This window comes from Aquiflexum sp. TKW24L (genome assembly GCF_023502205.1).
In the GTDB taxonomy this organism is placed as follows: domain Bacteria; phylum Bacteroidota; class Bacteroidia; order Cytophagales; family Cyclobacteriaceae; genus Cognataquiflexum.
The window spans coordinates 70,024-96,471 of record NZ_JAMFLG010000011.1 but is presented as its reverse complement, the minus strand read 5'-3'; the positions used below and the strand labels follow the sequence as shown (position 1 = coordinate 96,471).

17 protein-coding genes are annotated in these 26,448 nt (G+C 42.6%); 9 read left to right on the top strand and 8 right to left on the bottom strand.

The genetic code is table 11. From position 1 onward, the window contains the following. Positions 1–117: 117 nt before the first annotated feature. From M3O96_RS09565 to M3O96_RS09550, 4 genes are all read left to right on the top strand, one after another. A complete protein-coding gene (locus M3O96_RS09565) occupies positions 118–1,395 on the top strand; it encodes a hypothetical protein (RefSeq protein WP_249720131.1) in 1,278 nt (425 codons plus the stop codon). 73 nt (positions 1,396–1,468) lie between these two features. Beyond that, positions 1,469–2,083 carry a hypothetical protein gene (locus tag M3O96_RS09560; RefSeq protein ID WP_249720129.1) on the top strand — a complete coding sequence of 205 codons (615 nt, stop codon included), beginning with the start codon at positions 1,469–1,471 and terminating at the stop codon, positions 2,081–2,083. A 198-nt stretch (positions 2,084–2,281) separates the two neighbouring features. Next, a complete protein-coding gene (locus M3O96_RS09555; protein WP_249720127.1) occupies positions 2,282–2,998 on the top strand; it encodes an ABC transporter ATP-binding protein in 717 nt (238 codons plus the stop codon). Beyond that, entirely contained in the window at positions 2,991–4,634 is a 1,644-nt protein-coding gene (locus M3O96_RS09550) for a putative ABC exporter domain-containing protein (protein WP_249720126.1), read from the top strand. Before M3O96_RS09555 ends, M3O96_RS09550 begins: the two co-directional genes overlap by 8 nt. Positions 4,635–4,990: 356 nt before the next feature. Here M3O96_RS09550 and M3O96_RS09545 read toward each other — a convergent pair whose 3' ends face one another. After that, positions 4,991–5,560, bottom strand: a complete 570-nt coding sequence (locus M3O96_RS09545) for a pentapeptide repeat-containing protein (protein WP_249720124.1) — start codon at positions 5,558–5,560, stop codon at positions 4,991–4,993. Between the two features lie 222 nt (positions 5,561–5,782). Further along, a complete protein-coding gene (locus tag M3O96_RS09540; protein ID WP_249720122.1) occupies positions 5,783–6,019 on the bottom strand; it encodes a hypothetical protein in 237 nt (78 codons plus the stop codon). 223 nt (positions 6,020–6,242) lie between these two features. On the opposite strand from M3O96_RS09540, the gene M3O96_RS09535 reads away from it, so the two are divergent. After that, positions 6,243–7,277 carry a galactitol-1-phosphate 5-dehydrogenase gene (locus M3O96_RS09535; protein WP_249720120.1) on the top strand — a complete coding sequence of 345 codons (1,035 nt, stop codon included), beginning with the start codon at positions 6,243–6,245 and terminating at the stop codon, positions 7,275–7,277. A gap of 5 nt (positions 7,278–7,282) precedes the next feature. After that, on the top strand, positions 7,283–8,401 hold the full coding sequence (locus M3O96_RS09530) for a Gfo/Idh/MocA family protein (protein WP_249720118.1): 1,119 nt from the start codon (positions 7,283–7,285) through the stop codon (positions 8,399–8,401). 229 nt (positions 8,402–8,630) lie between these two features. Here the strand turns inward: M3O96_RS09530 and M3O96_RS09525 are convergent, their stop codons facing one another. Then, positions 8,631–10,004, bottom strand: coding sequence for a Gfo/Idh/MocA family protein (locus M3O96_RS09525; RefSeq protein ID WP_249720116.1), 1,374 nt, complete (start codon positions 10,002–10,004; stop codon positions 8,631–8,633). Positions 10,005–10,449: 445 nt separating this feature from the next. Here M3O96_RS09525 and hemN point away from each other — a divergent pair, with 445 nt between their 5' ends. Further along, entirely contained in the window at positions 10,450–11,811 is a 1,362-nt protein-coding gene (gene hemN, locus M3O96_RS09520; protein ID WP_249720115.1) for an oxygen-independent coproporphyrinogen III oxidase, read from the top strand. A 418-nt stretch (positions 11,812–12,229) separates the two neighbouring features. Here hemN and M3O96_RS09515 read toward each other — a convergent pair whose 3' ends face one another. Further along, positions 12,230–14,020 carry a glycoside hydrolase family 9 protein gene (locus tag M3O96_RS09515; RefSeq protein WP_249720114.1) on the bottom strand — a complete coding sequence of 597 codons (1,791 nt, stop codon included), beginning with the start codon at positions 14,018–14,020 and terminating at the stop codon, positions 12,230–12,232. A 308-nt stretch (positions 14,021–14,328) separates the two neighbouring features. Here M3O96_RS09515 and M3O96_RS09510 point away from each other — a divergent pair, with 308 nt between their 5' ends. Continuing rightward, the gene (locus M3O96_RS09510) at positions 14,329–15,570 is read left to right on the top strand and encodes a serine hydrolase domain-containing protein (protein ID WP_249720113.1); all 1,242 of its coding nucleotides are present in this window, start codon (positions 14,329–14,331) and stop codon (positions 15,568–15,570) included. Positions 15,571–15,628: 58 nt separating this feature from the next. Then, positions 15,629–16,927 carry a serine hydrolase domain-containing protein gene (locus tag M3O96_RS09505; RefSeq protein ID WP_249720112.1) on the top strand — a complete coding sequence of 433 codons (1,299 nt, stop codon included), beginning with the start codon at positions 15,629–15,631 and terminating at the stop codon, positions 16,925–16,927. 341 nt (positions 16,928–17,268) lie between these two features. Here the strand turns inward: M3O96_RS09505 and M3O96_RS09500 are convergent, their stop codons facing one another. The 4 genes from M3O96_RS09500 to M3O96_RS09485 form a co-directional block, all read right to left on the bottom strand. Then, positions 17,269–18,051 carry a hypothetical protein gene (locus M3O96_RS09500; RefSeq protein ID WP_249720111.1) on the bottom strand — a complete coding sequence of 261 codons (783 nt, stop codon included), beginning with the start codon at positions 18,049–18,051 and terminating at the stop codon, positions 17,269–17,271. 433 nt (positions 18,052–18,484) lie between these two features. Continuing rightward, positions 18,485–20,860, bottom strand: a complete 2,376-nt coding sequence (locus tag M3O96_RS09495; protein ID WP_249720110.1) for an OmpA family protein — start codon at positions 20,858–20,860, stop codon at positions 18,485–18,487. 11 nt (positions 20,861–20,871) lie between these two features. Beyond that, the gene (locus M3O96_RS09490) at positions 20,872–21,834 is read right to left on the bottom strand and encodes a PorP/SprF family type IX secretion system membrane protein (protein ID WP_249720109.1); all 963 of its coding nucleotides are present in this window, start codon (positions 21,832–21,834) and stop codon (positions 20,872–20,874) included. 4 nt (positions 21,835–21,838) lie between these two features. Then, positions 21,839–25,987, bottom strand: coding sequence for a CLIPPER-2 domain-containing protein (locus M3O96_RS09485; RefSeq protein WP_249720108.1), 4,149 nt, complete (start codon positions 25,985–25,987; stop codon positions 21,839–21,841). Positions 25,988–26,448 lie beyond the last annotated feature (461 nt).

Genomic DNA, 26,448 nt, shown 5'->3' with positions numbered 1-26,448 from the left:
AGTAAAAGTTTTTACATTTTTTTTAATACTCATTGTAGCACTATGACACTATAGATCGTCAAGGGGATACAAACTTTTGACAAACTGTTTTTATCCTACACCAATTATTTTACCACTATGAAAAAAGACACTAACCCCACATTCGGCAAAAGCCTCCATCTAGTATTGGCCTTTATGATGTTTTTGGTGTTGCCTTCCTGTCATGACGAGGTTACCAACACCTATTCTTACAAAACTTCCATTCCGGTCTATCTCCAAATGAGTACTGTAAGGGAGGCGGACATCATCATAGAACCTGGAAAAGAATTGGATAATCCCGGCAAAATCTACATCTATGAGGATTACCTATTTATCAATGAACCGCAAAAGGGAATCCATATATTGGACAACTCCAATCCTGCTACTCCCAAGAACCTCAATTTTATCAATATCCCAGGCAATGTAGATCTTGCTATCAACAGCAACATCCTTTATGCAGACAACTATGTAGATCTCTTGTCTTTTGATATCAGTGACGTGAGGAGTATCAAAATGGTTGGAAGGGAAGAAGATGTATTCAAAAGCATGTATTCCAATTTTGACACTGGACAAATCATCACCTGGAAAGATACTGTCCTGACGAGCGAATCCGATAGGATGTGGGGCTGGGGAGGATGGTGGGGAAGACCGGAGTTCTCGTCGTTTGCTAATGATTCCGGTAGCAAAGGAGGGGGCCAAAGTTATGGTCAGGGTGGTTCCATGGCGAGATTCACCCTGATGAGCGCACACTTATATGCAGTGGACCAACACAGCTTGAGGGTTTTTGATGTCAGTAAAGAAGATGAGCCCACCTTTATCAAAAACATAGAGTTAGGATGGGGAATTGAAACCATTTTCCCTTTTCAGGAAAAACTCTTCATCGGTTCAACCACCGGCATGCATATCTATGATGCAAGTACGCCTTCAGATCCAAAAAAAATGGCTGAATATTCCCATTTCACAGCCTGCGATCCTGTAGTCGTCAATGAGAATTATGCATTTGTGACGCTCCGCAATGGCGAATTTTGCCGTCAGGGAGTTAATGAATTGCAGGTATTGGACATCAAAGATCCTTACAATCCCAAGTTATTGAAATCCTATACCATGTTGAATCCGCATGGTTTGGCCCTTGCAGGTGATTACCTCTATATCGCTGAAGGACAACATGGCCTCAAAAGCTTCAATGTGGCTGATGTGATGAACATCGACAAAAATCAGCTTGAATTTTTGAAATCAATGAAATCCGTGGACATCATTCCTGGTCCAAAATCATTGATTGTAATCGGCCCCGACGGGGTTTGTCAGTTTGATTATTCCACTCCGTCTGTACTCAAACCGCTAAGCTGCATTCAGGTCAAAAATCCTGTGATTGTTTGATTTATAAAAAACTTTAAACCCTCCAAGGGTTTCGAACCCTTGGAGGGTTGTATTTCCATTCAAAATCGAGATAATGAAGAAAACACTGCTTCTTTTTCTGATCTTCTTTTCTTTTTTGGGAAAAGCCTATTCCCAAGAAAAAACCTTTTTCAGCCAAACAGATTTTGGCACTTCGTTCGGGCAGGTGAAGACCCTTTTTGAAGAATACACGACACGGGTCAATTTTTCATTCCAAACATTGAATGGCGTGTGGATCAATAAATACCATGCCACGGGATTTTTGGTGGGAGTGGATACCTATCCTAATCTCACCCTGATGCCATTGGGCTTAGGCTGGAGAGGTTTCATGGACAAAGGCAAAAGACATACCTTATTTGCTGGAATGGACTTGGGGGCTGCCTCAGCCATGTTGGAAAAAAGAGTAGAAACCGAGTGGACAGAGTCCTGGTATGAAGGAGGTTTGTTTTTGAACCCGAGCATAGGAATCCGACGCCAATCAAAAAAAGGAAAACATGCATCTGTCTTGAGTATTGGATACAAAAGGCAGGAAGCAAACTTTTATGAGGGATCAAAAGAAATTGGTTTTTCATCATTCAGAGATGTCTCCATCCCTCCGGGATTCAGTTCCGTTCGTAGGGAAGAGTACATTTTCAACAGCTTGGTATTGAAATGGGGGTTTATTTTTTGAAATGGAAATTATTTGACCTTTTACGAATCAAGAATCTCAAAAGCATCATTCTGAACATATTGAAGGGTGGTTTTTTTCAAGTAATCTTGAATTATGCTTGTTAATGTAAGAAAATCCACGTTTATCGTCAAGTGCTAAACCAAAATCCGCTGAAGGCGTTACATTTGCCGAAGATCAAAAATTTTTATGTAATCCATCATGCTTGAGGTTTCGGGATTAATCAAAAAATACGGCAAACAAAATGCCGTCAACAACATCAGTTTCTCATTACAAGGCGGAGAAGTCGTCGGGCTTCTGGGTCCCAATGGGGCAGGAAAAAGCACCACCATGAAATGTATCGTGGGTCTGCTCCGCAAGACAGCCGGTGAGATCCAGATCGCCGGCCATGACCATCTTTCAGTAGCGGCAAAAAAATATTTCTCGTATATCCCGGAAACACCCCATGTCTATGACCTGCTCACGGTCAAAGAACACATGCAGTTTATCGCCCAGGCTTATGGCATCAAGGATTGGAAAGACAAAGCGGCCGAACTTATGGAAATCTATGACCTGACTGACAAGGCGGACAAACTTGGAAGGGATTTGTCAAAAGGCATGCGCCAAAAAGTCTCTATCTGTTGTGCTTTGCTGCCTGATCCACAGGTATTGTTTTTTGACGAGCCTATGATCGGTTTAGATCCAAAAGCGATCAAAAACACCAAAAAAATATTTCGCGAACTCAAAGATCAGGGCAAAACCATTTTGGTCAGTACACACCTCATCGACAGCGTCGAAACCATCGCTGATCGAATCATGATCATGAAAGATGGCAATATCATCGGTAATGATACACTTGCCAACCTCAAAACAGCATTTGATAGCACCCAAGATTCAAGTTTAGAAGACCTCTTTTTAGAATTGACCAAAGATGTATGAGTTCAAACTTCTAATTCGCAAGGACCTATTTATCCTGGTCAATAACATCAAACTGATTCTCAGAAATCCCCTGAGGCTGTTGCCTTACGTATTTGTGTTGGGTTATTTCAGTTTCTTCTATTTCCGTAGAACCGGTAAAAAGACAGAGATCAGTAAAGAAGAAATCGGGGACCTTCAGGATGCTGCAGGGCAATTGGAGCAAGTGGATTTTGCAGTTCAGAATATTGCAGGGGGAATTACCTTATTGGCTTTGGCATTCCTGATGTTTCAACTTTTTAGGGCTACCAAGAAAAATATCAGCTTTTTCAGCATGGCCGATGTAAACCTGCTTTTTACCTCGCCTGTTTCCCCGCAGAAATTATTGATGTACTACATGATAAGATCAATTATTCCTTCATTGGGTGGATCTTTCCTATTCGTCATTTACAGTACTGCGCAGCTCAATGATGTCTTTGACCTCAATTTCTGGAATTTGGCTTTGATGTCCATAGGTGTGACCCTATTCTTTTTTATTCTGTCACCCATCAAGTTTTTGATCTACACCCTCAATACCAAATATAATATCCTCGGGTATATCAAAAACGGTGTATTTGCACTAGGAGTGATTCTCTTCTTGATGGTCTTGATTCCCGGTATGATGGCAGAAAAATTCTGGCAAGGAATGTTTGCCTGGATTGGTTCTTCTTGGTTTGATTTCTTCCCTCTTGTAGGTTGGAGCCGTGGAATCATTACTTATTTAAGTCATGAGAGTATCTGGATTTCACTTGGCTTCATTGGAGTATATATATTATCCTTTTTGATTATTGTACAACTTGTAATGGCTCATGCGGGACACTATTACGAAGATGTACTCGATTCTACCCAATCAAATGAAGAGGTAAAGGAAAAAGCAAAAGGAAAGCAACAAGCCTCAGAATCCACAGGTAGTTTGAATCTCAATAAAAAACTGGACCTGAAAGATTTTGGAATCGGCGCTACAGCGCTGTATTGGAGAAATTACGTCCACAGTTCGAGACAGGATTTTCATCCTTTATTTGGACTGTATGGATTGGGATTTGCCGCGATTGCCATCATCATGGCCGTATTGTCTAATTTTGATTGGTTTTCACACAAGATCATCTATGCCTATTTGATGATGATGGTCGGTTTTTACTTTATGGCTGGAATGGGGAGATCCAGCGTTGGAGATTTGAAAAAACCATATTTCATTTTAATTCCCGCATCATGGCCTTCCAAATTCTGGAACATGATCAAGTTGGACATTTATCAGACCTTGATTTTTGCGGTGATTCTGATAGTTCCCACAGTGATGATAGCGGGCTTGAGCTGGGGATTGATATTGCTGTTTCCTTATAGTATGGTGGCATTTTACTTGACGGGTTTTGCGATTACGCTGACAACGCAGGTGGGGTTTGAGGAAGGTTGGGACCGCAAGCTTATCAAACCGGTAATTATCGGTGGCGTGTTTTTATTTGGGATTTTGCCTTCCCTCGCCGCAGGACTTTTTGGATTCATCATTTCCAGTCAGTTTGTCTATGGTATGATCGGTATCAGCATGGGAATATTCATAGTGGCTGCAGTGATGCTTCACGTGACTTTGGATATCATCAGCAAGGTGGAGTTTAAGGAAATGTGATTTTTGGTTCAAGACTGGAGGTGTTTTTTATTGCTCACGCAAAGACGCTGAGACAAAAAAAAGAGAAAGAAGTCGGATCTCTTAATATGTTTCGAAGAAAGAAAAACTTCCCCTTTTTCATTTCGAACGCAGAGAGAAATCTAAAAGAAACCCACGCAAAGACGTAGAGGAAAATAAATGACGAATTCAGAATTATGAATGATGCCCCCTTATCTCTGAGTTCTCTGGGAACTCTGTGGTAAATTTTATTATCAATCCCCTTTTGCGACCTTTGCGAAGCCTTCGTGTCTATTGCGGTAAAAATAATGAAGTGAATTCGGAAGTCCAAGTCTGAAGACTTGAACTAGTGAGGTTAACTAACCAATTTCAATCCCATATTTTCCCAATAATCCCGGGAGTCCCTCGAGAGAGAATTTCGCTTTTTTGATTCGGCAGCGCTCAGGATCGATATTAAAATTAGAAGCAAGCCGGAAATCAGCTCTTTCTAAAATAGCATTGTCAAAAACCGCCCCCGAAAGATCAGAGCCATCAAAAACCGAAGCACTAAAATCCGCCTCTGAGAAGTCAGCCTCCTTCAACCTGCAATTTTTGAAAACCGTCTTCTGCAGCTTTGTTCTGTAAAATGCAGCATGGTCAAAAACACAATTCTCAAATCCCAAGACCAATCCTATGATTTCGCATTTGTCAAATCGCAAACCCAATAACTTGCAGTCTTTGAATTTGACCTCTCTAAAGGCTGTTTTGAAAAGATTTGCCATGCGCAGGTTACAACCCAAAAATTCACACTCTATAAAAATTGAACCTGACAAGTCTGAATTTGCTAAATCACAGCCCTTAAAAACACACGACTCATATTCCCCTTTGACAAAAGGCTTAGATTCAAAATCAGCGTTGGTGAAAGACTGGGATTGGAAATAATTAGGCATATCGATTGGCTCAGGAAATCAGACTATTTGCTTTTCCAATTTTGAATTTTCAAATCCCTTATTCTACCAAAATGATTCACGTTATTGGTTACCAATGTCAAATTATTTTCAATAGCTATTCCGGCAATCAGTAAATCAATGCTCTAAATATTCCTTGAATTTAATCTTTACTCTTGATCTCCTCTAAAAAAATATGAAAGGATATCAGTATCAATCATTACTCTATCCATCTATTCTTCTTTTACTGTTTTCTCTTCTTGCAATCAATCTTTCAGTAAAGTCATTTGCTATATCCTTATCCAAATCATTCCATGAACCAGAAAAAGACAAAATCTCTTCTTTATTTAAGGTAGGGTTTTCAAGCTTAAGGATAAAATTCTCCAACAACTCCAGTTTATCTGAAGGTATCTGTTTGATTTTTTTGGAAAGCCTGTTTCTTAACTCAGTTTCTTTAATCATAACCGTAACTTTAATTAAATGTAAGGATTTTTGTGAAAAATTGGTTTATAAAAAGAGTCAATAAATGTCGTTCATCGAAATTCTAACCATTTATTTGTACTGAAATTAATAGAAATTTATGGAGCGGAATCCTTTCCGCATCTAATTGGTCCATTCGACCATAAGCTTTCCTATTTCTTCAAAATTTCCCTTATTTTTATTTTCTAACTCTTTGCCCCTGAATATGAAAGCGCTGGTACTGGAATCCTACAATAATCTGGTGTATAAAGACATGCCCGAACCGACATACAAACCCAATGAGGTTTTGGTCAGAGTCAAGGCCTGCGGAATTTGCGGGAGCGATATCCATGGTTTTGACGGGAGTTCGGGAAGGAGAAATCCTCCCCTGATCATGGGCCACGAGGCATCCGGAGTGATTGTCGAAGCTGGCTCTTTAGTCAAAAACTACAAGGTCGGCGACCGGGTTACCTTCGATTCCACGGTTTATGACCTTGACGATTGGTACACACTCAAAGGAAAATACAACCTCAGCGACAGCCGGATGGTGCTTGGGGTTTCTCCCAAGGAATATAAGAGACACGGCGCTTTTGCGGAATTTGTCGTTGTGCCTGAACATATCCTTTACCATTTGCCGGATTCGGTTACTTTCGAGCAAGCCGCTATGGTGGAGTCAGTGGCTGTCGCGGCCCATGCGATCGACCTCACGCCCATCAATCTCCGTGACACCGCTTTGGTAGTGGGCACAGGTATGATCGGGCTATTTTTGGTGCAGTTGCTCAAACTTTCCAATGCAGGTACCATCATCGCCATTGACATCGATGACCAAAAATTGGCCCTTGCCAAAAAATTTGGGGCTGACCATACTTTTAATTCTGCTACCGATTCTAATATCCACGAATCCATTTTGGCACTCACCCACAACCGTGGTGCTGATGTCGCTTTCGAAGCTGTAGGTGTCAGTGCAACGATCAAAATGGCTATTGAAAATGTAAGAAAAGCCGCCACAGTGACCTTGGTGGGCAATATTTCTCCAAAAGTAGAAATCCCACTTCAGGCTGTTGTCACCCGTGAAGTTCGCTTGCAAGGCAGTTGTGCCATTGCGGGAGAATACGGCATCGTCCTCGAATTGATCGAAAAAGGGCTCGTCGATGTGGACTCCTTACTGAGTGCGACAGCCCAATTAGAAGATGGTGCAGCTTGGTTCAAAAGGCTGTATGCCAAAGAACCCGGCCTAAACAAAGTAATCCTTCAACCCTAAGCAATATGTATAAAACCGGAATCATCGGCTGCGGCAAAGTCGCTCACCTTCACGCCAAAGCATTGAAGCACCTGCCAACCTCGGATTTTGCGGCGGTGTTCAGCAGGACTTTGGACAAAGCAAAATCTTTTGCTTCGGAATATGGCGTCAATGCCTATGACAATATCACGGAGATGGTGGAAAAGGAAAAACTCGACCTCGTCATGGTCTGCACACCACATCCAAACCACCTCGACCCCACTCTCGAAGCCATGGCAGCAGGCGCACATGTGATTGTCGAAAAACCCTTGGCTTCAACTTTGGAGGACTGTGATGTGATGATTGCTGCGGGTAAAAAATACAACAAGAAACTTGGGACGATCAGCCAAAGGAGATTCTACGAACCCGTGATCAGATTGAAAAAAGCCATTGACGATGGCAAAATTGGCAGGCCCATCCTCGGTACTATCAACATGCTGAGTTGGAGAGATGAGAAATACTACAAATCCGATCCGTGGAGAGGTTCATGGGAACACGAAGGCGGCGGCGTGATGGTCAATCAGGCACCGCATCAGCTAGACCTCCTTGTTTGGCTGATGGGAGAAATCGATGAAGTATATGGTACTTGGGCCAATATGACCCATCCTTATATCGAAGTGGAAGACACAGCTTTGGCAATCGTCAAATTCAAAAACGGAGGTCTGGGAAGCATCTTCCTCAGCAACTGCCAAAAACCTGGAATCCATACCAAAGTGCAGATTCACGGTAGCAACGGCGCTTCCGTAGGCGTCACCCCTGAGGCCGGCGCCATGTTTATCGCCGGCGTTTCGAGCATTGCCGGGCCTCCGGTCAATGACCTTTGGACAGTTCCGGGAGAGGAACATCTGATTGCGGAATGGACAAGAGAAGACACAGAGATATTCAACAGCATTGATCCTACAGTTTATTATATCGAAAAGCAGATTGAGGAATTTTTGGATGCGCTTACAGCAGGTCGAGAACCCCTAATCACTGGAGAAGAAGGACGGAAAACAGTGGAGCTTTTCACCGCCATCTACCGGTCTACCCGCGACAACAAACCTGTCAAATTCCCCCTTTTCCCCGAAAAAGACAGAGAAGATATGGATGGGAGAGTGAAGGTGTAGTAATTTGGTAAGTGGTTTTAACAATGCAGACAGGTGTAAATGTTGTAGTTGTAGTTGTTGTAGTGGTTCTAATTGTTATCTGGTTGTCCAACTTCTCGTGTTCTCAAGTCCTACTGCCTTGTACTTGATACTTGGTATTTAATACTTGATACCTTGTTTTTAAAACTTGATTCCATTCAACCACCTACTCTTCTTCTGTCTTCCGTCTTCTGACTTCCGTCCCTTTCCTCTACTTCCCCCTCCCGCTTTTTTTCAATTCAATATCAGTCAGGTCGGCGACTTTGATGGGCTTGCCGGATTCGATGGAATTGCGGGCGGCGATGCCGACAAGGATGGACATGGCCCCGTCACGGGTTCCGGCAGATTGGCTGTAAGGATCGGCCATATTGGGATCTAGGAAAAGTTTGTCTTTGAGACGGGTATCTCCACCCCCATGACCACCACCTCCATGTGGAATCACGATGAGTTCTGTTTCTCCAAAATTTTTGGTCAGGCGGATTTCGTCCTCCTCCTTTTCCTCCCAAGGTTGGCTTTCTTTGATCCAAGCCTCCACGCGGCCTTTGGTACCGTTGAAGGCGATGCGGTAACCTTCATAGGGTGAATATGTCGTCAGTGAATAACTCACCTGCACCCCATTCATATACCGGACCTGAACGGCCATTTTATCATAAATATCAATATCTTCCCTAAATACACAACCGTCTCTAAGGTAACCATCGTGGTGCTCATTGTTGACATAAAGGTCGACCATGTGCTTACTTTTGGTAATGTCCCAATAAAAATCGCACTTGTTTTTGTGCGGACAGGGACGGCAATTCGTGCCGCGGAAAGGGCCGTTTTTCCCATAAAACTCCAAAGCGCCGTAAGCAAAAACCTCCTCAGGATCCGAGTCCAACCACCAATTGAGCAGGTCAAAGTGATGCGTGGATTTGTGGACGAGCAATGTTCCTCCTTTGGCTTTGTACCCATGCCACCTGCGGAAATAATCTGCTCCGTGGGAAGTATTGAGGTACCAATGAAAATCCACGGAGGTGATGTCTCCGATTTCTCCGTTGCGGAGGATTTCAAAGATCCGCTGACGGTGGGGAGAATAGCGGTAATTGAAGGTGACGATGACCTTTTTGCCGGATTTGCGCTCGGCGTCCAGGATAGCTTGGCACTTGTCCTCATCGGTAGTCATTGGTTTCTCGGTGATGACATTGATCCCTGCTTCCAAGGCCTTGATGATAAAGATGTGGTGGGTAGAATCCATCGTGGTGACGATGACCACGTCCGGTTTGCGCTCAGCGAGCATTTGGTCAAAATCTGTAAACAGCGGGCAATCTACCCCAAGATGCTTCTTTCCAAATTCCAAACGGCCGGGATTGATATCGCATAGGCCTACAAATTCGATCTGATCCCTATAAACGTTTTGCACGTCTCTCCCAAACATATTGGATCCACGAACTCCCAAACCAACGAGCGCAATTTTCATTTTTGCAGCAGGATTATCGTGGAGGGTGAGTGCTTCAGCAATACCATTGAGAAATACAGAACCTGCTGCGAGTGTCGCTGATTTGGCTAAAAATTTTCTTCGGGAACTGTCAGTGGAATGGGTTTTCATGGGTTTGGATGGTTGGTTGATCCTAAAAATATCAAATTAAGCTTTAATGTCCATCCTTTTCTTTCTGTTAGGATTTTTACTTTTTGAAAATAAGAATTGTAAAGGAAGATTCAGTAAGGTTAAAAATCTGTATTTGCTATTTATTCAACCCCTATCAGGGTTGTCTGCCATTTTCAGGATTTCAGCCGACACCGGATTCTATCCGGGGTAAATAACCTAAAGGTATTTAATCCCTTTCGGGATTGATGTGAAAATATATCTCCCTTATTTTTTCAAGAATAACATAGTGAAATATGTCAGTCTCTTTGAACAAAAATGCGAAGGATAATTTCTAAGAACCATTTCCAAAAAAAGAAAAACCATGACATTTATCATCTTATACAGCAGCATTGGTCATAAAAATCGGTAGCTAAAAAAGGGAGATTTGTAGGAAATAATTATTAACATGACTGATATTTCTGCCGATCTTCTTCAAAAATATAACGTTCCCGCGCCACGCTACACTTCCTACCCGACAGTACCACTCTGGGCAGACGACCTCAATGAACGGGGTTGGATCAGTTTGGTCAAAAAGGCCTATGAAGACTTTGGAGATTCGGAAGGAATCACACTTTATATCCATCTTCCCTATTGCGAAAGCCTCTGTACCTACTGTGGCTGCAACAAGCGGATTACCAAAAACCACGCTGTAGAAACGCCATACATCACTTCTATCATGAATGAGTGGGATGCTTATTTGAAAATATTAGATACAAAACCCAAACTTGCCGGAATCCATCTTGGAGGGGGGACACCCACATTTTTTTCCCCTGAATCATTGGAAGAAATGTTGGGAATAATCATCGAAAGTTCAGAAGTCATGCCCGATGCCGAATTCAGTTTTGAAGGACATCCCAACAATACTACGCGCGGACATTTGAAGACTTTGTTTGATTTGGGTTTCCGAAGGGTGAGTTACGGCATTCAGGATTTCAACGGGGAAGTCCAAAAAGCCATTCACCGCATTCAGCCCTTCGAGCGGGTCAAGGAAGCCACCGATGTAGCACGGGAAATAGGCTACACATCGGTAAATTTTGACCTGATCTATGGTTTGCCACATCAGACAACCGAGACGATCAGCGCTACTTTTGATAAAGTGGCCGAACTCAAACCGGACCGCATTGCCTTCTACAGCTACGCGCACCTGCCATCGGCATTTCCTGCTCAAAAAAGTTTTGAGCAATTTCTCCCCAAGGAATCAGAAAAAAGAAACCTCTACGAAAAAGGAAAAGAGATCCTCACAGAGATGGGATACCTGGAGGTTGGGATGGACCATTTTGCACTGGAAAATGATCCGCTTTATATCGCCAAGAAAAACAAAACCCTCCACCGTAATTTCATGGGTTATACTACATCTCCTTCCAAAATTTTGCTTGGCTTAGGCAACAGTTCCATTTCCGATGTGTATTATGCCTACGCCCAAAACACCAAGGAAATTGACCTTTACAAAGAACAAATCAGCTTGGGACATTTTGCCATCAGCAAAGGGCATCTCATGAGCAAGGAAGACATCGAAACCAGAAACCTGATTTTGAAACTGATCTGCAACCATGAAGCGGAATGGAATTTCTGTTACTATTCTGTCTTGGGAAAAAGGAATTGGGATAAACTGAAAACTTTTGCCGAAGAGGGAATCATCGAATTTGACGCCAAGGGAATCAAAATCCTGTCAACCGGGCTTCCATTTATCCGCAATGTGTGCATGGTTTTTGACCTCCGGATGCAGGAAAAAGAGGAAAGGAAATTTGGATTCAGTAAGTCAATATGAAAAGATATTGATGGATATTCAAAAAATTGATTTGTTGGATATTGATGCTTGATCAAAGTAATATCAAATTTTATCCCAATATCTACTAATATCATTTAAATGCTTTAGTCGTTTTTATAAACCCGTTTAACTATAGAAAAAGCCCCGATTTTGGGGCTTTTTTTATTAAATTTCCTCCTGCTTTAGCTGGAGGGGAAATAAAAGCAGCGATCTCCCCGGCTTTAGCCAAATCCTATCCACCTTCTTACATCCAATCTCATTGTTTTGGCTAAAGCCCATTTTTTGCTTGGCATTTATTTGTGAATGGGCTAAAGCCACATTTCTATTGAACCTCAATATTCCAATATGTCATTCCCCTTTCTGTAAATGCCAATTATAATAACGCAGGTGGACTATGGACTGTGGACAATGGACTTTTTCACCTACTAAAATATGTCATCATCAAAATAGATCCGGCGGTGCCATCCATGGTGGGTTCGTTGGTACTGTAATCACCCACATCGTCATGATAGACAACATGTTCATTTTGGAATTGGGCAAAAACATCCGGTTTCAAAAGCGTCAAACCCAACAGGTTTTTGTAAATCGAAGTATAGACCGGTCCATCTACCAATCCTCCGGGCACCTGCATGCCCAACATCACAAAGGGCGCTGTGTGCACCTCGACGGGATATTCTCCTCCTTCAGGCATCATGGTAAACATCGATGTTCCCCATGGATTTCTACCAAATAGCCAATCCCTTTGTGCCTTCAAAAAGGGTTCAAACTGTTTGTCTCCGCTCATTTTCTCATACAAAATCACCTGAGTCGCCAAGCTTGTCAAGAGATTGTTGCTGCACCAAATGAAAGGAACTCCCACGTGAAAAGGGTTTTGCTGTGCCCGCTTCAGGGTATATTTGATTCCGTCAAGGTAATATCCCTCCAAGGTTTTTTGGAAATCCGCATCCACGACTCCATGAAGTGCAAAATGTCCCATGTTGATAAATGGATACAACTGGTAATGGGAAGCAGAATCTTTGACGGTCCAACTGTCAGCCGTATTGCTCAGCACCGCATATTTTTTGGCTTGCTCCAGGTAGGTTTTGTCCTTGGTGGTTTTATACAATTCGGCGGCAGCCCATTCCATGTCATCCGCCCAGGTTTCTTCATTGTAGCGGTAAGGTGCACCGTAGGAATTACCCTGTTGGTAGCCTTCCTGCTTCCTACCCATTTGATAAAGGGAAATGGCCGCTTTCCTGCATGTCTCGGCAAACTCAGGATCTTTCAAATCCTTTTCCCAGATCCTTGCCGCCAAAGCCAAAGCCGCAGCACTTCTTCCCGCAAGGTTGGCAATTCCGGTCGCCTCGCTTTGGTACTTCATCAGGCCTTGTGGCTTGCCCGTTGCAAAGTATGCTGCCCGGTAGGAATTGGCACCCCAACCATAATCCGCATTGTCCTGATTTGGAATCTTGAATCCCCGGTGGTCCCGGTCGTCTGCTACCTGATGGAAAAGTTGGTTAGGTGCCGGATGCATTTTGAGAATCCAATCAAGCCCCCACTTGGCTTCGTCCAACACGTCTGCTATTTCGTTTGGACCGGATTGACCCAAGGCATTTACCTTGTCCTCAAACCTGTCGGGATACAGTTCATAAGCCATCAGCATGTGTGCAGTAGCATAGCTGGAAGTGATGAGGTATTTGAGTTGGTCGCCGGCATCGTGCCAGCCGCCACTCAGGTCCACATAGGTGCTGTCTGCCATCGGACCAAAGAAAGTCCGTCCGTCCTTTTCATGGCAGACCATGTCCAAAGTGGGATTGTAACCACAGCGCTGTTGCCGCATAAATTCCAAGAGAGATTCCTGTTGTCCGGAGTAGGTCCCCTCCCCGATCGGAAAAACTGCGGATTGGGTATTGCTTTTTTTGCCTTTCAGTAAATAATCTCCAGGTTCGGTGACTTGAGAAAAATCCGCTTCCCAATAGAGGAAACCTCCCCATTCGTTGGTTTGGAGTCTTTCGGGCTTGATTTCCAAAGCTACTTTTCCGGTGGCTTGGTTGATGAGTTGGAAGTTTTCTTTGACAGTATTCTTACTGAAAACTACCGCAACTTTGGTATCAAAAGGCAGGTAACCGAGTTGGTTGATGCGGATGTGGGTTTCGCTTTGGGAATGTTCGACAGTCTCGACTCCGCCAAAAATGAAGGTTAAGAAGAAAATAAATTGGATCAAATACATAGGCCTGCTTTGGATTTCTTGAATCTAAAAATAAGAAAACGCACCCTATGGATTTTACCGATTGTATAAATGAAAGATTTCTAAAAGCCATTTTTTACATTTTTTTTTTTTGATTTCCACTGTGTCCCCAATTTCGAACAGGCATTTGAGAACAAAAAACCAAAATAAACGACCGTACAAATATCATTGACAGTATAAAATAGACTTTTTCATTATCTTAATAAACCATTTTCAATCCCATTCCTATGAACATCAACCCAAGATCAATCTTCCAATTCTTGCTCTGTCTTTTGGTCAGTTCAAGCATAATGGCCCAAACCACCTCACTCAAAAAATCACCTCCTCTATCTGAAGCCACTCCACAAAGTGTGGGCATTTCTCCCGAGCGCTTAAAGAAATTGGATGCCATGTTGGAGGAGTCCATCAAAAATGAAGAATTGCCTGGTTTGGTAGCGCTCATCGTCCGCAATGGTAAAATCGTCTACCACTCTGCAAAAGGATTTGCAGATGTGGAATCAGGAAAAGCCATGCAGAAAGATGCCATTTTCAGAATTGCCTCTCAGACAAAAGCCATCACCTCCACTGCTGTGATGATGCTGTGGGAAGAAGGAAAATTCAGGTTGGACGATCCGATTTCGAAATTCATCCCTGAATTCAAAAACCCGCAGGTTTTGCAGAATTTCCGCTATGGTGATACCTCCTACACGACAGTAGCTGCCAACAAAGAGATCACCATCTGCCACCTATTGACCCATAGTGCAGGGATTGGCTATGGAGGCATTGATCAGGATGAGCGGATAAGGATGATTTACCAAAAAGAAGGAATCGTTGAGGCTTTTGATACCAAGGGAATGACGAATGAGATAAACATTAAGAAATTGGCGAAATTACCCCTCATTCAGAATCCTGGCGAGAAATTTAGATATTCCATGAGCATTGATGTTTTGGGCTATTTGGTGGAAGTTGTTTCCGGGATGCCATTGGATAAATTTTTTCAGGAACGGATTTTTTCACCTTTGGGAATGAAGGATACTTGGTTTTACCTGCCTGAAAACCTAGCTCCACGTTTAGTAGAGGTACATGTTCCCCACGAAGGTAAATGGATCAAACCTGATCCAAACATGGGTTGGGACAGCTCCTTTCCGATATCAGGATCAAAAAGCCTTTTTTCAGGAGGAGGAGGGCTCAGCAGTACGGCCATGGATTATGCTAAGTTTTTGCAGATGTACCTTAATGGTGGAGAATACAATGGAGTCCGGATTCTGAGCAGGAATACGATAGAGACCATGATGGCTAACCAATCTGTTGAATTAGACGAAAATGTAGGCACCTATCATGGACTTGCCTTTGCTGTCACTTCCGAAAAAACCATAGCAAAAGGCGGACTTGGGAGTCTTGGGACCTTTGAATGGGGAGGTGCTTTCAATACGCAATATTTCGCTGATCCAAAAGAAAATATCATTGGCATCATTCTCAAGCAAACATTAGGCGGAAATGAACCCACAGGATGGAAATTCAAACAAATGGTTTATTCTCTGATTGATGATTGATTTCAATTTTAAGTTTCAAATATTTGCTTTTCTTCCAATCCCTAAACACAAAATCAACATGAATTCGATAACCAGAAAAACCATTCTTGTATTGACACTTCAGTTTATCTGCATACTTGGAATAGCCCAAACCACCTCCATCAAAAAATCTCCTCCCCTATCAGAAGCTGCAGCCCAAAGCGTGGGCATTTCCCCCGAACGGTTAAAGAAATTGGATGCCATGTTGGAGGAGTCCATCAAAAATGAAGAATTACCGGGTTTGGTAGCGCTCATCGTCCGCAACGGTAAAATCGTCTACCACTCGGCGAAAGGATTTGCAGATGTGGAATCCGGCAAAGCCATGCAGAAAGACGCGATTTTCAGGATCGCTTCCCAGACAAAAGCCATCACCTCCACAGCTGTGATGATGCTGTGGGAAGAAGGGAAATTCAGGTTGGACGATCCGATTTCGAAATTTATCCCTGAATTCAAAAATCCGCAGGTTTTGCAGAATTTCCGCTATGGCGACACTTCCTACACGACAGTTGCCGCCAACAAGAAAATCACCATCCGCCACCTGTTGACCCATACTTCGGGTTTGGGTTATGGCGTGATTGATGGAGACGAACGGATGAGGATGATCTATAACAAAGCCGGCATCATTGACCTCTATACTACCCAAAATATCAGCATCAGTGAAAATGTGAAGAAGTTGGCCAAACTGCCACTCCACCATCATCCGGGAGAAAAATATACTTACTCCGAAGGATTGGATGTATTGGGTTATTTGGTAGAAATCGTGTCAGGCAAGCCATTCGATCAGTTTTTGAGGGAGCGTTTGTTTGAACCTTTGGGCATGCAGGATACTTGGTTTTACCTTCCTGAGGTAAAAGCCTCAAGATTGGTAACCATCCACCGCAAAACCAATGGTAAATGGGAAGGTTTTCCGACCACATTCTATGATCCCAATTACCCCATTACCGGTGCAAAAAGATTCTTCTCAGGAGGGGCAGGACTTTCCAGCACTGCTAAGGATTATGCTACTTTCCTTCAGATGTACCTCAATGGCGGCGAACTTAACGGTGTCAGGATCCTCAGCCGAACTACCATCGAAACCATGATGCAAAACCAGACCGGAAATCTTTGGGGCGGCGGAAAGCATTACGGGTTGGCTTTTGGTGTGGTCAATGAGAAAGGAATCGCAGAAGGAGGTGAAGGAAGTGTAGGAACATTCGATTGGGGAGGCTATTTCAATACCCAATATTTTGCCGATCCGGAGGAAAAAATCATCGGTATCCTCATGAAACAAACCCAAGGAATCGGTGAGGAAACAGGCTGGAAATTCCGTCAGATGGTATTCACTTTGGTGGAGGATTGAGGGATAGTTTGACAGACCATGGTCCAAAGTCCATAGCTGCGGATTTTGAACTTCAGGGTTTATTTGGTGGGGTTTAAATTGAAAATGCTAAAAAGAAGAATTGAAAGTCAGGTAAGAACCTGGCTTTTTTTTAAAATTTATGAGTAAACTTCAAAACCTATTGGACCATCATATAAAACTTTTTCATTTCTTATAACACAGGAACAGCTTGCCGATAAAGTGGGGACAACCAGACTCTAACAATCAACCTAACTGAAAGAAGAAAGCCCTTAATAAAAGGGCTTTCTTAAATATGAAAAACTACTTCAGCGGATGTAGTCTTCCTATCAGGACCAATAAAATTAATTAACCACTTTGACAATCCGATAGATTACCTGACTTCTTGGGGCGGTTTCCATTTTACCGATTTCAGTCAGACCTTCGGGAACAACTATTTTGGAATCCCACGTAGGCATCAGTGCTTCTTTCAGGGTTGGGTAAACATCTATTGAAACTGAATTAAAATTCATTTTATTGGAACGAGGTGAGAGCACAACTAAATTACCCCATCCTCGTTGGCCGGTTTGGTTATTGTCCATGACGGTTTTAATGAACGGTCCCCAATGTTTATTTTCCAGTTCAACGAACGCATTAGGATTCGAAGAATTGTGATAAATCATATTAATAAATTTGAAATCCTTATCTGCTACTACACCGGTGGCTTCCTGCCAACCGGTATTCCTGAGAAACAACACGCTGGTGGTGGTGCTAATGGAATTGGTCTCCATTTTATCCATTGTTACGTTCGGAAATGCTGTCGTGATATTGCCCCACATGTCATTTAGCGCGTCTATGTCCTTGAAGGTATTTACGAAAAGAAAATTCGAGGAATTTTCCATATCATAACCACCCACTTTTTCAAGGAGCGCCCAGAATGTGATATTACCTTTCGGGATTTCTTTGCGTACCATTTCAGCCCAATACGTAGTCTCTCTTTTGATAAATTCATCCCGTTTGTCATCAGGCACCTTGCGGTACATGTAAACCGTAATTCCTGGGTCAGGTGTGGCCGTAGCCGTTGACTGTGCATGGACAGTCCCACCGACAATAACTATTACAATCAGTGTTAACAAAATCTGTTTCATAAAATGTTAGGTTAGATTATATTGAAATAATTGAAAAACTCCAAATAATCTAACGCTTTTAATTTAAAAAAGCAAATTTTGAAGTTAAAAATATAGATTGTTCAATATTTGACACCAAACCAATCCATTTAGTGGACCAAAATTGTGGACACAAAATCAAACGACTGACAATTCAGGATGGAATTTTTATCTTTCTTTTTTCGCATTCAATTACAAGAAAAATTAAAAAATCCCTCAGTTCCCAAATCTAAACAGGTTTTACCTATTCAAATTAGGGAACTGCGGGAAATTAATTTTCAATTCAATAGCCCGATTTAAGCTATTTTTTTACTGTAAGGCTAAATTTGCTAAGGCCTAGTTCAGATGCTCAAAAGCAGCAGACACCCGTCATCCCTGCGGCAGGCAGGGGTCATCTGTCATTATTCCTTTTGCATCAATAAGCCAAAATCCAGATGGTCTCGTCATTGAATTCTTTTCTGAACCTGTTCACATTCCTTGCGGCTTCTTCCATGCTTGGATATACTGCCACAGAAAGCCTGTAATTGGAAGTTCCGTCTGTTGGTGGTACCACGTTGACTTTGTAGGTACCTGAAAGTTCCTTGGCTCTCAAACTTGCCATATACTCTGTTTGCCAGCTTTCGATGATGATATAATGGTTGAAATTGTTGGATGGGGTAACAGTGTAAGCACCCGAAACGGATTCGTCAATTTCGTCATCTTCCACTTCAGATACCACCACTTCCACATTGACCGGTACGGCTTGGAGTTCAGGAACGGCAAGGGTTTCTATTCTTTCTTTTTGGTCCGGATCTTCAAATTTGAAGGATTCATAAGGAAGATCTTTTTCAAAGGAAGCCAAGTTCATGATGACGAATTCAGTCCTTCTGTTTCTTTGGTGCTCTTCTTCGTCGCATTCCACGACATCCACACAGTCATTGACTAGTCTTGATTCTCCCATTCCTACAGACCTCACTCTTCTCGAAGCGATACCCTCGGTACTCAGGTAGTTCATCACTGACAGACCTCTTGTCTCTGACAGCTTCACATTGTATTCTGCCTTTCCTCTTGAATCGGTGTGGGAGTACATCTGAAGTCTAAACTGCGGATTGTCCCTCATGACCTCGATGATTTTCCTCAATTCAATGGAAGCATCCGATCTGATCGCTGCACTGTTGTAATCATAATAGATATCAAAAATTCTGATGCCTTTTTCAAAGGAAACCTTCTCTGAGAATACATTGAGATCCAATTTATTGTTTTGGTTAGGCTTGGTGGAGAATCCTTCTTTTACTTGATTAAAATACCCAGAAGTGACAGTTTCAATGGTGTATGTATTATTGAGCGGCAAGAAGAAAGTAAACCTTCCTTTGTCATCACTCACCACAGAGGTATTGACACCTGAGGCAGTATCCGTCAAGGTTACAACTGTGTTTTCTATCGGCTCTCCGGTTTCTTTATCCTTCACGACTCCTGTGACAGTAAAGAACTCTTCTTCAAGCTCCTCCACATAATAGATGTCATCCAATCCTACACTTCCATTCCTATCAGAAGTAAGGAATACCTGCCCATTCCGTGATCTGTCTTTGAAAAAGAAGAAATCATCTTTATTGGAATTGAAAGGGACACCGAGGTTTTGGGGGGTAGAAAATGAGGTTCCCACCATATTAGATTTATAAATGTCCAATCCACCCAATCCACCGAATCCTTCGGAAGAAAAGTAAAAGATATCATCATAGATGAAAGGGGACCTGTCGTTTCCGAAGGTATTGATATCTTTCCCAAGGTTGACAGCAGGTGACCATTGGCCATTTCCTAAGTAATCCTGATAGTATATATCACTTCCACCAAAGCCTCCCGGCATGTCAGAAGAGAAGTACAATCTCTTTTTGCTTTCATCCCAGAATGGATCAGCCACGGCATATTTTAAGGAAGAATTGATGCTCAGTGATTTTGCTTCGCCAAATGTTCCATCTGTCTTCTTTTCTCTATACAAAATTTCTGGATACAAAGTCAATCCAAAGCGTCTTCCTTCTCTTTTGTTGGTTTCATTTCCGGCTTCCGTCACGGTATAAAACATCATACTCCCCGACTTGTGAATCGGGCCAATATGGTTTTCATTTTTGAAGACCTTGGAAGAAACAATATTTTCCAAGTCATCATTTTTTTCATTTAGATTCCCTTCATAGACTGTCAAAAATCCATTGCCTGTCCAGCCATACCTTTGGTTTTTGAGGTTATCTGTTAAGCCTCCTCCTGTTTTTTTGTCAGAAAGGCGATCTGAACTGAAATAAATCACTCCCTCGTCGATCGTAAGCCCAAATTCCGAATAAGTTGTATTCAAGGATTTTAAAGGTTTGATCTGATACTTTGAAGGCGTGTTCAAAATTGATTTTGCCTCTCCTGATGATTTTCTTAGCATCATCCATTTAGGCTGCTTACCGATTTCACCATCTTTCAATATCATCTTGTCCAACACTTTGGCTGACTCGTCAAATTTTGAATTGGCGATCAATGATTCGGCATATTGGTAAGAATCCTCAGTGGTCAATTCGCCCTTGTCATCCAAGAACCGGTACCATGCAGCCGCTTTGCCAAAATCCCTCATTTTGTAATTGGAATAGGCTAGGCCTCTGGCCGTTTCATTGTCTTCTTTCTTTTCCCATGCTTCGCCAAACTCATAGGAAGCATCCTTGAAATTAAATAACTCAAGGTGTTGGTTGGCTCTTTTGATACTACTGTTGTATGAAGAGCAGGAGGTCCCAACCACGATCGGGACTAAAAATAGGAGGTGTAGGTATCTTTTATTCATGGTTTTGGTATTTAGAAATGTCTTGGAGAAACCACCCTGACGAGACTTGGGGCAAACATGTACCCTATCGAAATATCGTGCGTGGAAAAATTCCTGACATTGAATCCTGTAATGTTATGATCATATGCATAGCCTACTCTAAGTCCGTTTTTGACAAAGAACTCAAATAGAAAGACTACGGCTGTTCCTTTTTTTAAATTGTCAGAAGTGGCCCGGTTGGCATAATCCAAGGCTGTTCTGTAAGTGGTCCCAAACCAGAATTTTTCTTTGTAGACCATAGAGGCTGTCAAGTCAATTCTGGAAGGGGCATTGAAATCTTCTATCATCATGAAGGTCGGGCGGAGCGCAAAATCTGGAGATAATTCTACCAATCCACCACCGGTAAGGTAAAAATGTGTCCTAGGATCGACGAATATATCTGTATTTTCTGATTCATTCATCGGTGTAATCATATTGTCCACCGCCATTCCAAAAAACTTGCTGTCATCATAATAAAACAGCCCTAATTTGAGATCTGGATAGGAAATCTGGTTTTTGACAGCTGGGATACTTGGATCATTTGGATTGCCGGTAGTAAGCATCTGCCCGTCTATCATCGATCCAATCAAGCCAATCCCCATCCCAAAGCTCAGGTAACTTGACTGTGCAATGTGAAGGTGATAGGCAATATTTCCATAGACTGCATTGGTTCGCTGGGCGCCGATCTTATCAGCCACACCGACCAAGCCGACTCCAATCCTAGATTCGGGCAGGTAACCATCCGCACCGATGGCGAAAGTTTCGGGACTTCCGTCTACTCCTGTCCATTGTTTTCTATAATAGGTCTGGAGGTACAGTTGCTCCTTATATCCGGTATAGGCAGGATTGATGAACAATGGGTTGAACATGTATTGGCTAAATTGCGGCACTTGCTGTCCAAACAAATGTTGGGAAAACATCACCATAAAGAAAAATAAAATAGATAATTTTTTCATAATTCTACTTGATTACGGTCAGATAACCGGTGAAAACTTCCTCTCTTCCATCCTGTGAGGTAAGGCTCAGCTGGTAGAAATAAGTGCCTTCTCCTACTCCTTGCCCATTCCAATCGTTCTTATAATTGTTGGTTTTATAGACTTCGACTCCAAGTCTGTTCACAATGACGAGTCTATTATTTGGATAGATATCCAATAGGCCTTTGACTACCCATTCTTCATTGATCCCGTCACCATTTGGTGAAAAAGCATTTGGAATCGAGAAGTCCAATTGGCGATGGGATGCACTTGCAGTATTGTCTATCGGATTAGAATCTTTTTCATTGGAGTCCACATTAGCCACATTGACAATGCTGGCGATTGACTCAGCTATTACCTCAATTTCAAGTGTGATTTTTTCCGCAGGGAGAATTTCGTCTATCTCAAGTACCACTGCATTGGCAGCGATATCAAAACTGACTTCTCCTTTAGACGCTGTAGCACTTTTATACTTGACGCCAAGTGGTAAAGTATCACTTAAAATGACTACTGTGGCCTTTGTTTCACTTACATTTTCGACAGAAAGTTTATAAGAAAAAGACCTTCCTTTTGCGACAATATTGGCAGAAACTTCTTTGGTCAGTTTAAGATCCACCTGATTTACTGTAAGTGGAGGAGAGGCTGCCTCCACATCCACAAAATTAGTTCCTGTCACCAACACTTCATTGACAACTGAACCTTCTTCCAAAATGACCATCACTGAAACTGTCAGGGTGAGGGAAGCATTAGGTGCAACAATCGGGATGTTCCATGTCACAATGTTGTCTACAATTACACCAAGATTCGAAGCGGTCAAAGGCACCAATCCATCAGGAATCGTGTCAGTAATGATAAGATTCTTTGCATTAAACTCACCGGTATTGGTCACCACTATAGAATATTCGACCATTTCTCCCGGTGAGGCAGAGGTTACCGAGGCTACTTTGGATACAGTCACTTCTGTATCTTCCAGAGAATTATTGATGGTAACTATGCTAGGGACGGAGACTTTTGGACTTGCAGGATCTGTTGGTGATGTCACAGTCGCAATATTGGCAATGACCTGACCGTCGGTTAGCGTTGCCAAAGCATTTACTGTCAATATCAAATCAATCTTTTGGCCAGGATTTATAGACGGTATGTTCCATGAAACCGTTCCATTGGTATTTAATCCACCATTACTGGCACTGACAAAGGTCGTTTCTGCGGGCAACACATCGGTGATGGCCACATTTCTCGCTACACTTGGTCCGTTATTAAGAACTGAAATGGTATATACTATTTCTCCACCGGCCAAAACTTCAGGTGCTCCTGCGGATTTGGTAATGGTTAAATTTGCTGAAGTGGAAATGGTAATCTCTTGGGCTTGATCGGGGCTACTTTCAATGGGGTCATTGAAATCGTCCGGACTATCAGCGATGGCAATGTTCATGATTTTGGTTCCAGATAGGACATCGGCATTGACTTTTACCACCAAGACCAAAATGATCGAATCCCCCGGCGCCATGGTTCCTAAAGACCAGGTAACAATCCCTGAATTATGTGTTCCTCCATTTCCTGTGGCTACAAATGTTGTCCCTTCCGGTAAATCATCAGTGACGCTAACATTCGTAGCGGGAGCATTTCCTGAATTCTTAACAGTAATCGTATAAGCAATCTCTTCTCCTGCATTAACCGCAGTAGTATTTGGAATCTTGGTGATTTCCAATATTGGGGAGCTGTTGTCAATTGTGACCAAGCTTGGTGCCGAGGTTTTGGTTCCGGCAGGATCAGACGGACTGTTGACTGTAGCCACGTTGCTGATAACATCACCATCTGTCAAAGAAGCCGAGGAGGTTACCGTCATCTGAAGTGTGATTTGCTCTCCGGATTTTATGGTTCCTACCAGCCAACTGACATTTTCATTAGCAAAAACACCACCATTGTTGGCACTGACAAAAGTAGTCTCTGAAGGTAGTGCATCATTTACCACTACTCCGAGGGCATCACTAGGGCCATTATTGGTAACTATAATTGTATAAATGATATTTTGGCCAGACCTGATGGTGGGTCTATCTGCAGTTTTGGTAATTTGCAGCTCAGCCAAATTCTGAATCACCACTTCCAGACCCGGATCATCGCTGCTTTCCACAGGTCCATCCAGATTATCAGGGCTATTAGCAAAAGCAATGTTTTTTACTCTTGTCCCAACCGGAGCGCTTGGATTCACTTTAACCACCAAAATAAGGTTGATCGAACTTCCCGCTTCTAAGGTACCCAAAGTCCAAGTGATTAAGTTGGATGCAAATACACCTCCATTGTCTGCAGAGACAAAAGTTGTATTCGTAGGCAGGGAATCCGTTACAATGAGGTTGTTGGCAGGCGCATTTCCTGTATTTCGGACGGTAATTGTATAAGTGATGTTCTCGCCTGCATTGGCAGCAAATGCACCCGGAAGTTTTGTGATGTCCAATACCGGTGCAATCACTTCAACAATTACAATACTTGGAGGGGAAGTGACAATGTTAGTCGGATCAGCAGGACTTACCGCTGATGCAGTATTGGGAAGCTCTGTGCCGTCAGTGAGGTTTGCAGCTGCATTTACAACAAGTGTCAAATCTTCCTGCTCCCCAATGGGTAGATTGGCAATGGTCCAAGTAACTGTACCATTGGAGTGTGCACCCCCGTTGCTGGCACTCACAAAAGTAGTACCTGTCGGCAGCACATCTGTCACGCTTACATTTTGGGCGCTGGCTGTTCCAAGGTTAGATACTGTGATGGTATAGGTGATGTTATTTCCAGGATTGACTTTTGGTGCAGCAGCCAATTTGGATACCGTCAATTCCGGTAAGGAAATAACCGTTACCTCATTTTCCGGGTCAGGCTGGTTCAATACCGGCGCGGCGACATCAGGGCTTTGCACGGAAACACCGTTAATGATAACTGTTCCATTTGGCACAGTCAGGCCCACCTGAACCACCAGATTCAATGTCACTGTATTTCCGGGATTGATTGTTCCCAATGACCAAGTAACCAAACCAGCATTATGAGTCACAGAATTGTTAGCTGAGATAAAAAAGGTACCGGAAGGCAATTGGTCAGTCACAGTCACATTCGTGGCCGGTCCTGTCCCAATATTTGTCACTTCAATTGTGTAAGAGATAAATTCGCCGGCAAATACGGTTGGTGCATTGGCTTTTTTGGTGATTGCCAGTTCCGGTTTCACCTCCTCCACTGTTACATCACTAGGGATAGAAGTTTTGGGTGTTGCAGGATCAGATGGACTTGTGACTGATGCGGTATTGGTGATTACCTCACCACCGACAAAATTTCCATTTACCAGAACTTCCAAAGTAATCACGACTGTCTGTCCAGGAGAAAGCAGTCCAATGTTCCAATTGACTATTCCATTGGAATGTACACCTCCCCTGTCGGTTGATACAAAGGCTGTCCCGGCTGGAAGCACATCCCTGACACTGACCCCGGTCGCAAAAGCATTTCCTGCATTAGAAACTGAGATGGTGTAAATAATGGTATCTCCCAATCTCACTATAGATTTATTAGCCACTTTATTGATCACCACTATTGGCATGATGCCCTTCAGCACCGTTACATCGGCATTATTGGATACCTTTGGTGATCCTGGATCATCAGGGCTTGAAGCTTGTGCTATGTTGGTGAGGATTGTACCTTCTTCTACTCCGATATTGACCAACACCCTTACAGTCAAAACCTCAGTCAGACCCGGTGCAATAGTTGGAAATGACCAGGTAACAGTCCCCGATTGGAAGGTACCTCCATTGGTGGCGGACACGAAGGAAGTCCCCGCCGGAAGTACATCTGTCACAGTAACATTATTTGCTACATCAGGACCCCCGTTGAAAACACTGATGGTATAAAGAATTTCTCCACCAGCCTGAACAATGATCACATTGGAAACTTTGAATACTTCCAAACCAGCGGCCGCATCAGCCAACCTTTCCACTTTGGATGCATGGCTATCGGTAGCAAAAAGCACATGATTGCCATCTCCCGAATTTTTGGCAAAATTGGAAGACTCCACGGAAGAATAAAAAAAATCTGGTGATGCTTGTAGTTGAAACCAGGAAATATACAGGATGACAAGCAATACAGATTGTTTGCAAAATTGCTTCATGAACAATCTATTTAAAGTAGAAATTAATTAACTAAGACAAGCTAGGATTGAGGCGATTTAGATAGAGTTATATCGATTTTTTACTAGGGGCTTTTCGGCTATTTTCCCACTTACAATGCCAAGGGTGAGTCAGCAAATTCTGACAAAACAGTCAATTACTAGGCTAAAGTACATAGATAGTTTGGAAATCATAATAATTTTTCAAGAATCTTACTTACAGAAACTTTATAAAAAAATGACTATGAAAAAAGGAAATCGTTCAAATTAATTTTTACCAAAATGGCGATTCTGAGCAGTAGGAGCATAAAGTGCAAAGGACTAGTGATGAATTCCAAAAAAGTGCTAAAACCAGTTTTTGCCAATTTTGCTAAACTCGGGGATTAGTGAAAAAACTGGCCAAAAAAATTTTTGAAAAAAAATAATTTTTTTTCAAACCAGTTCCCAATATTCGAACTTTATCA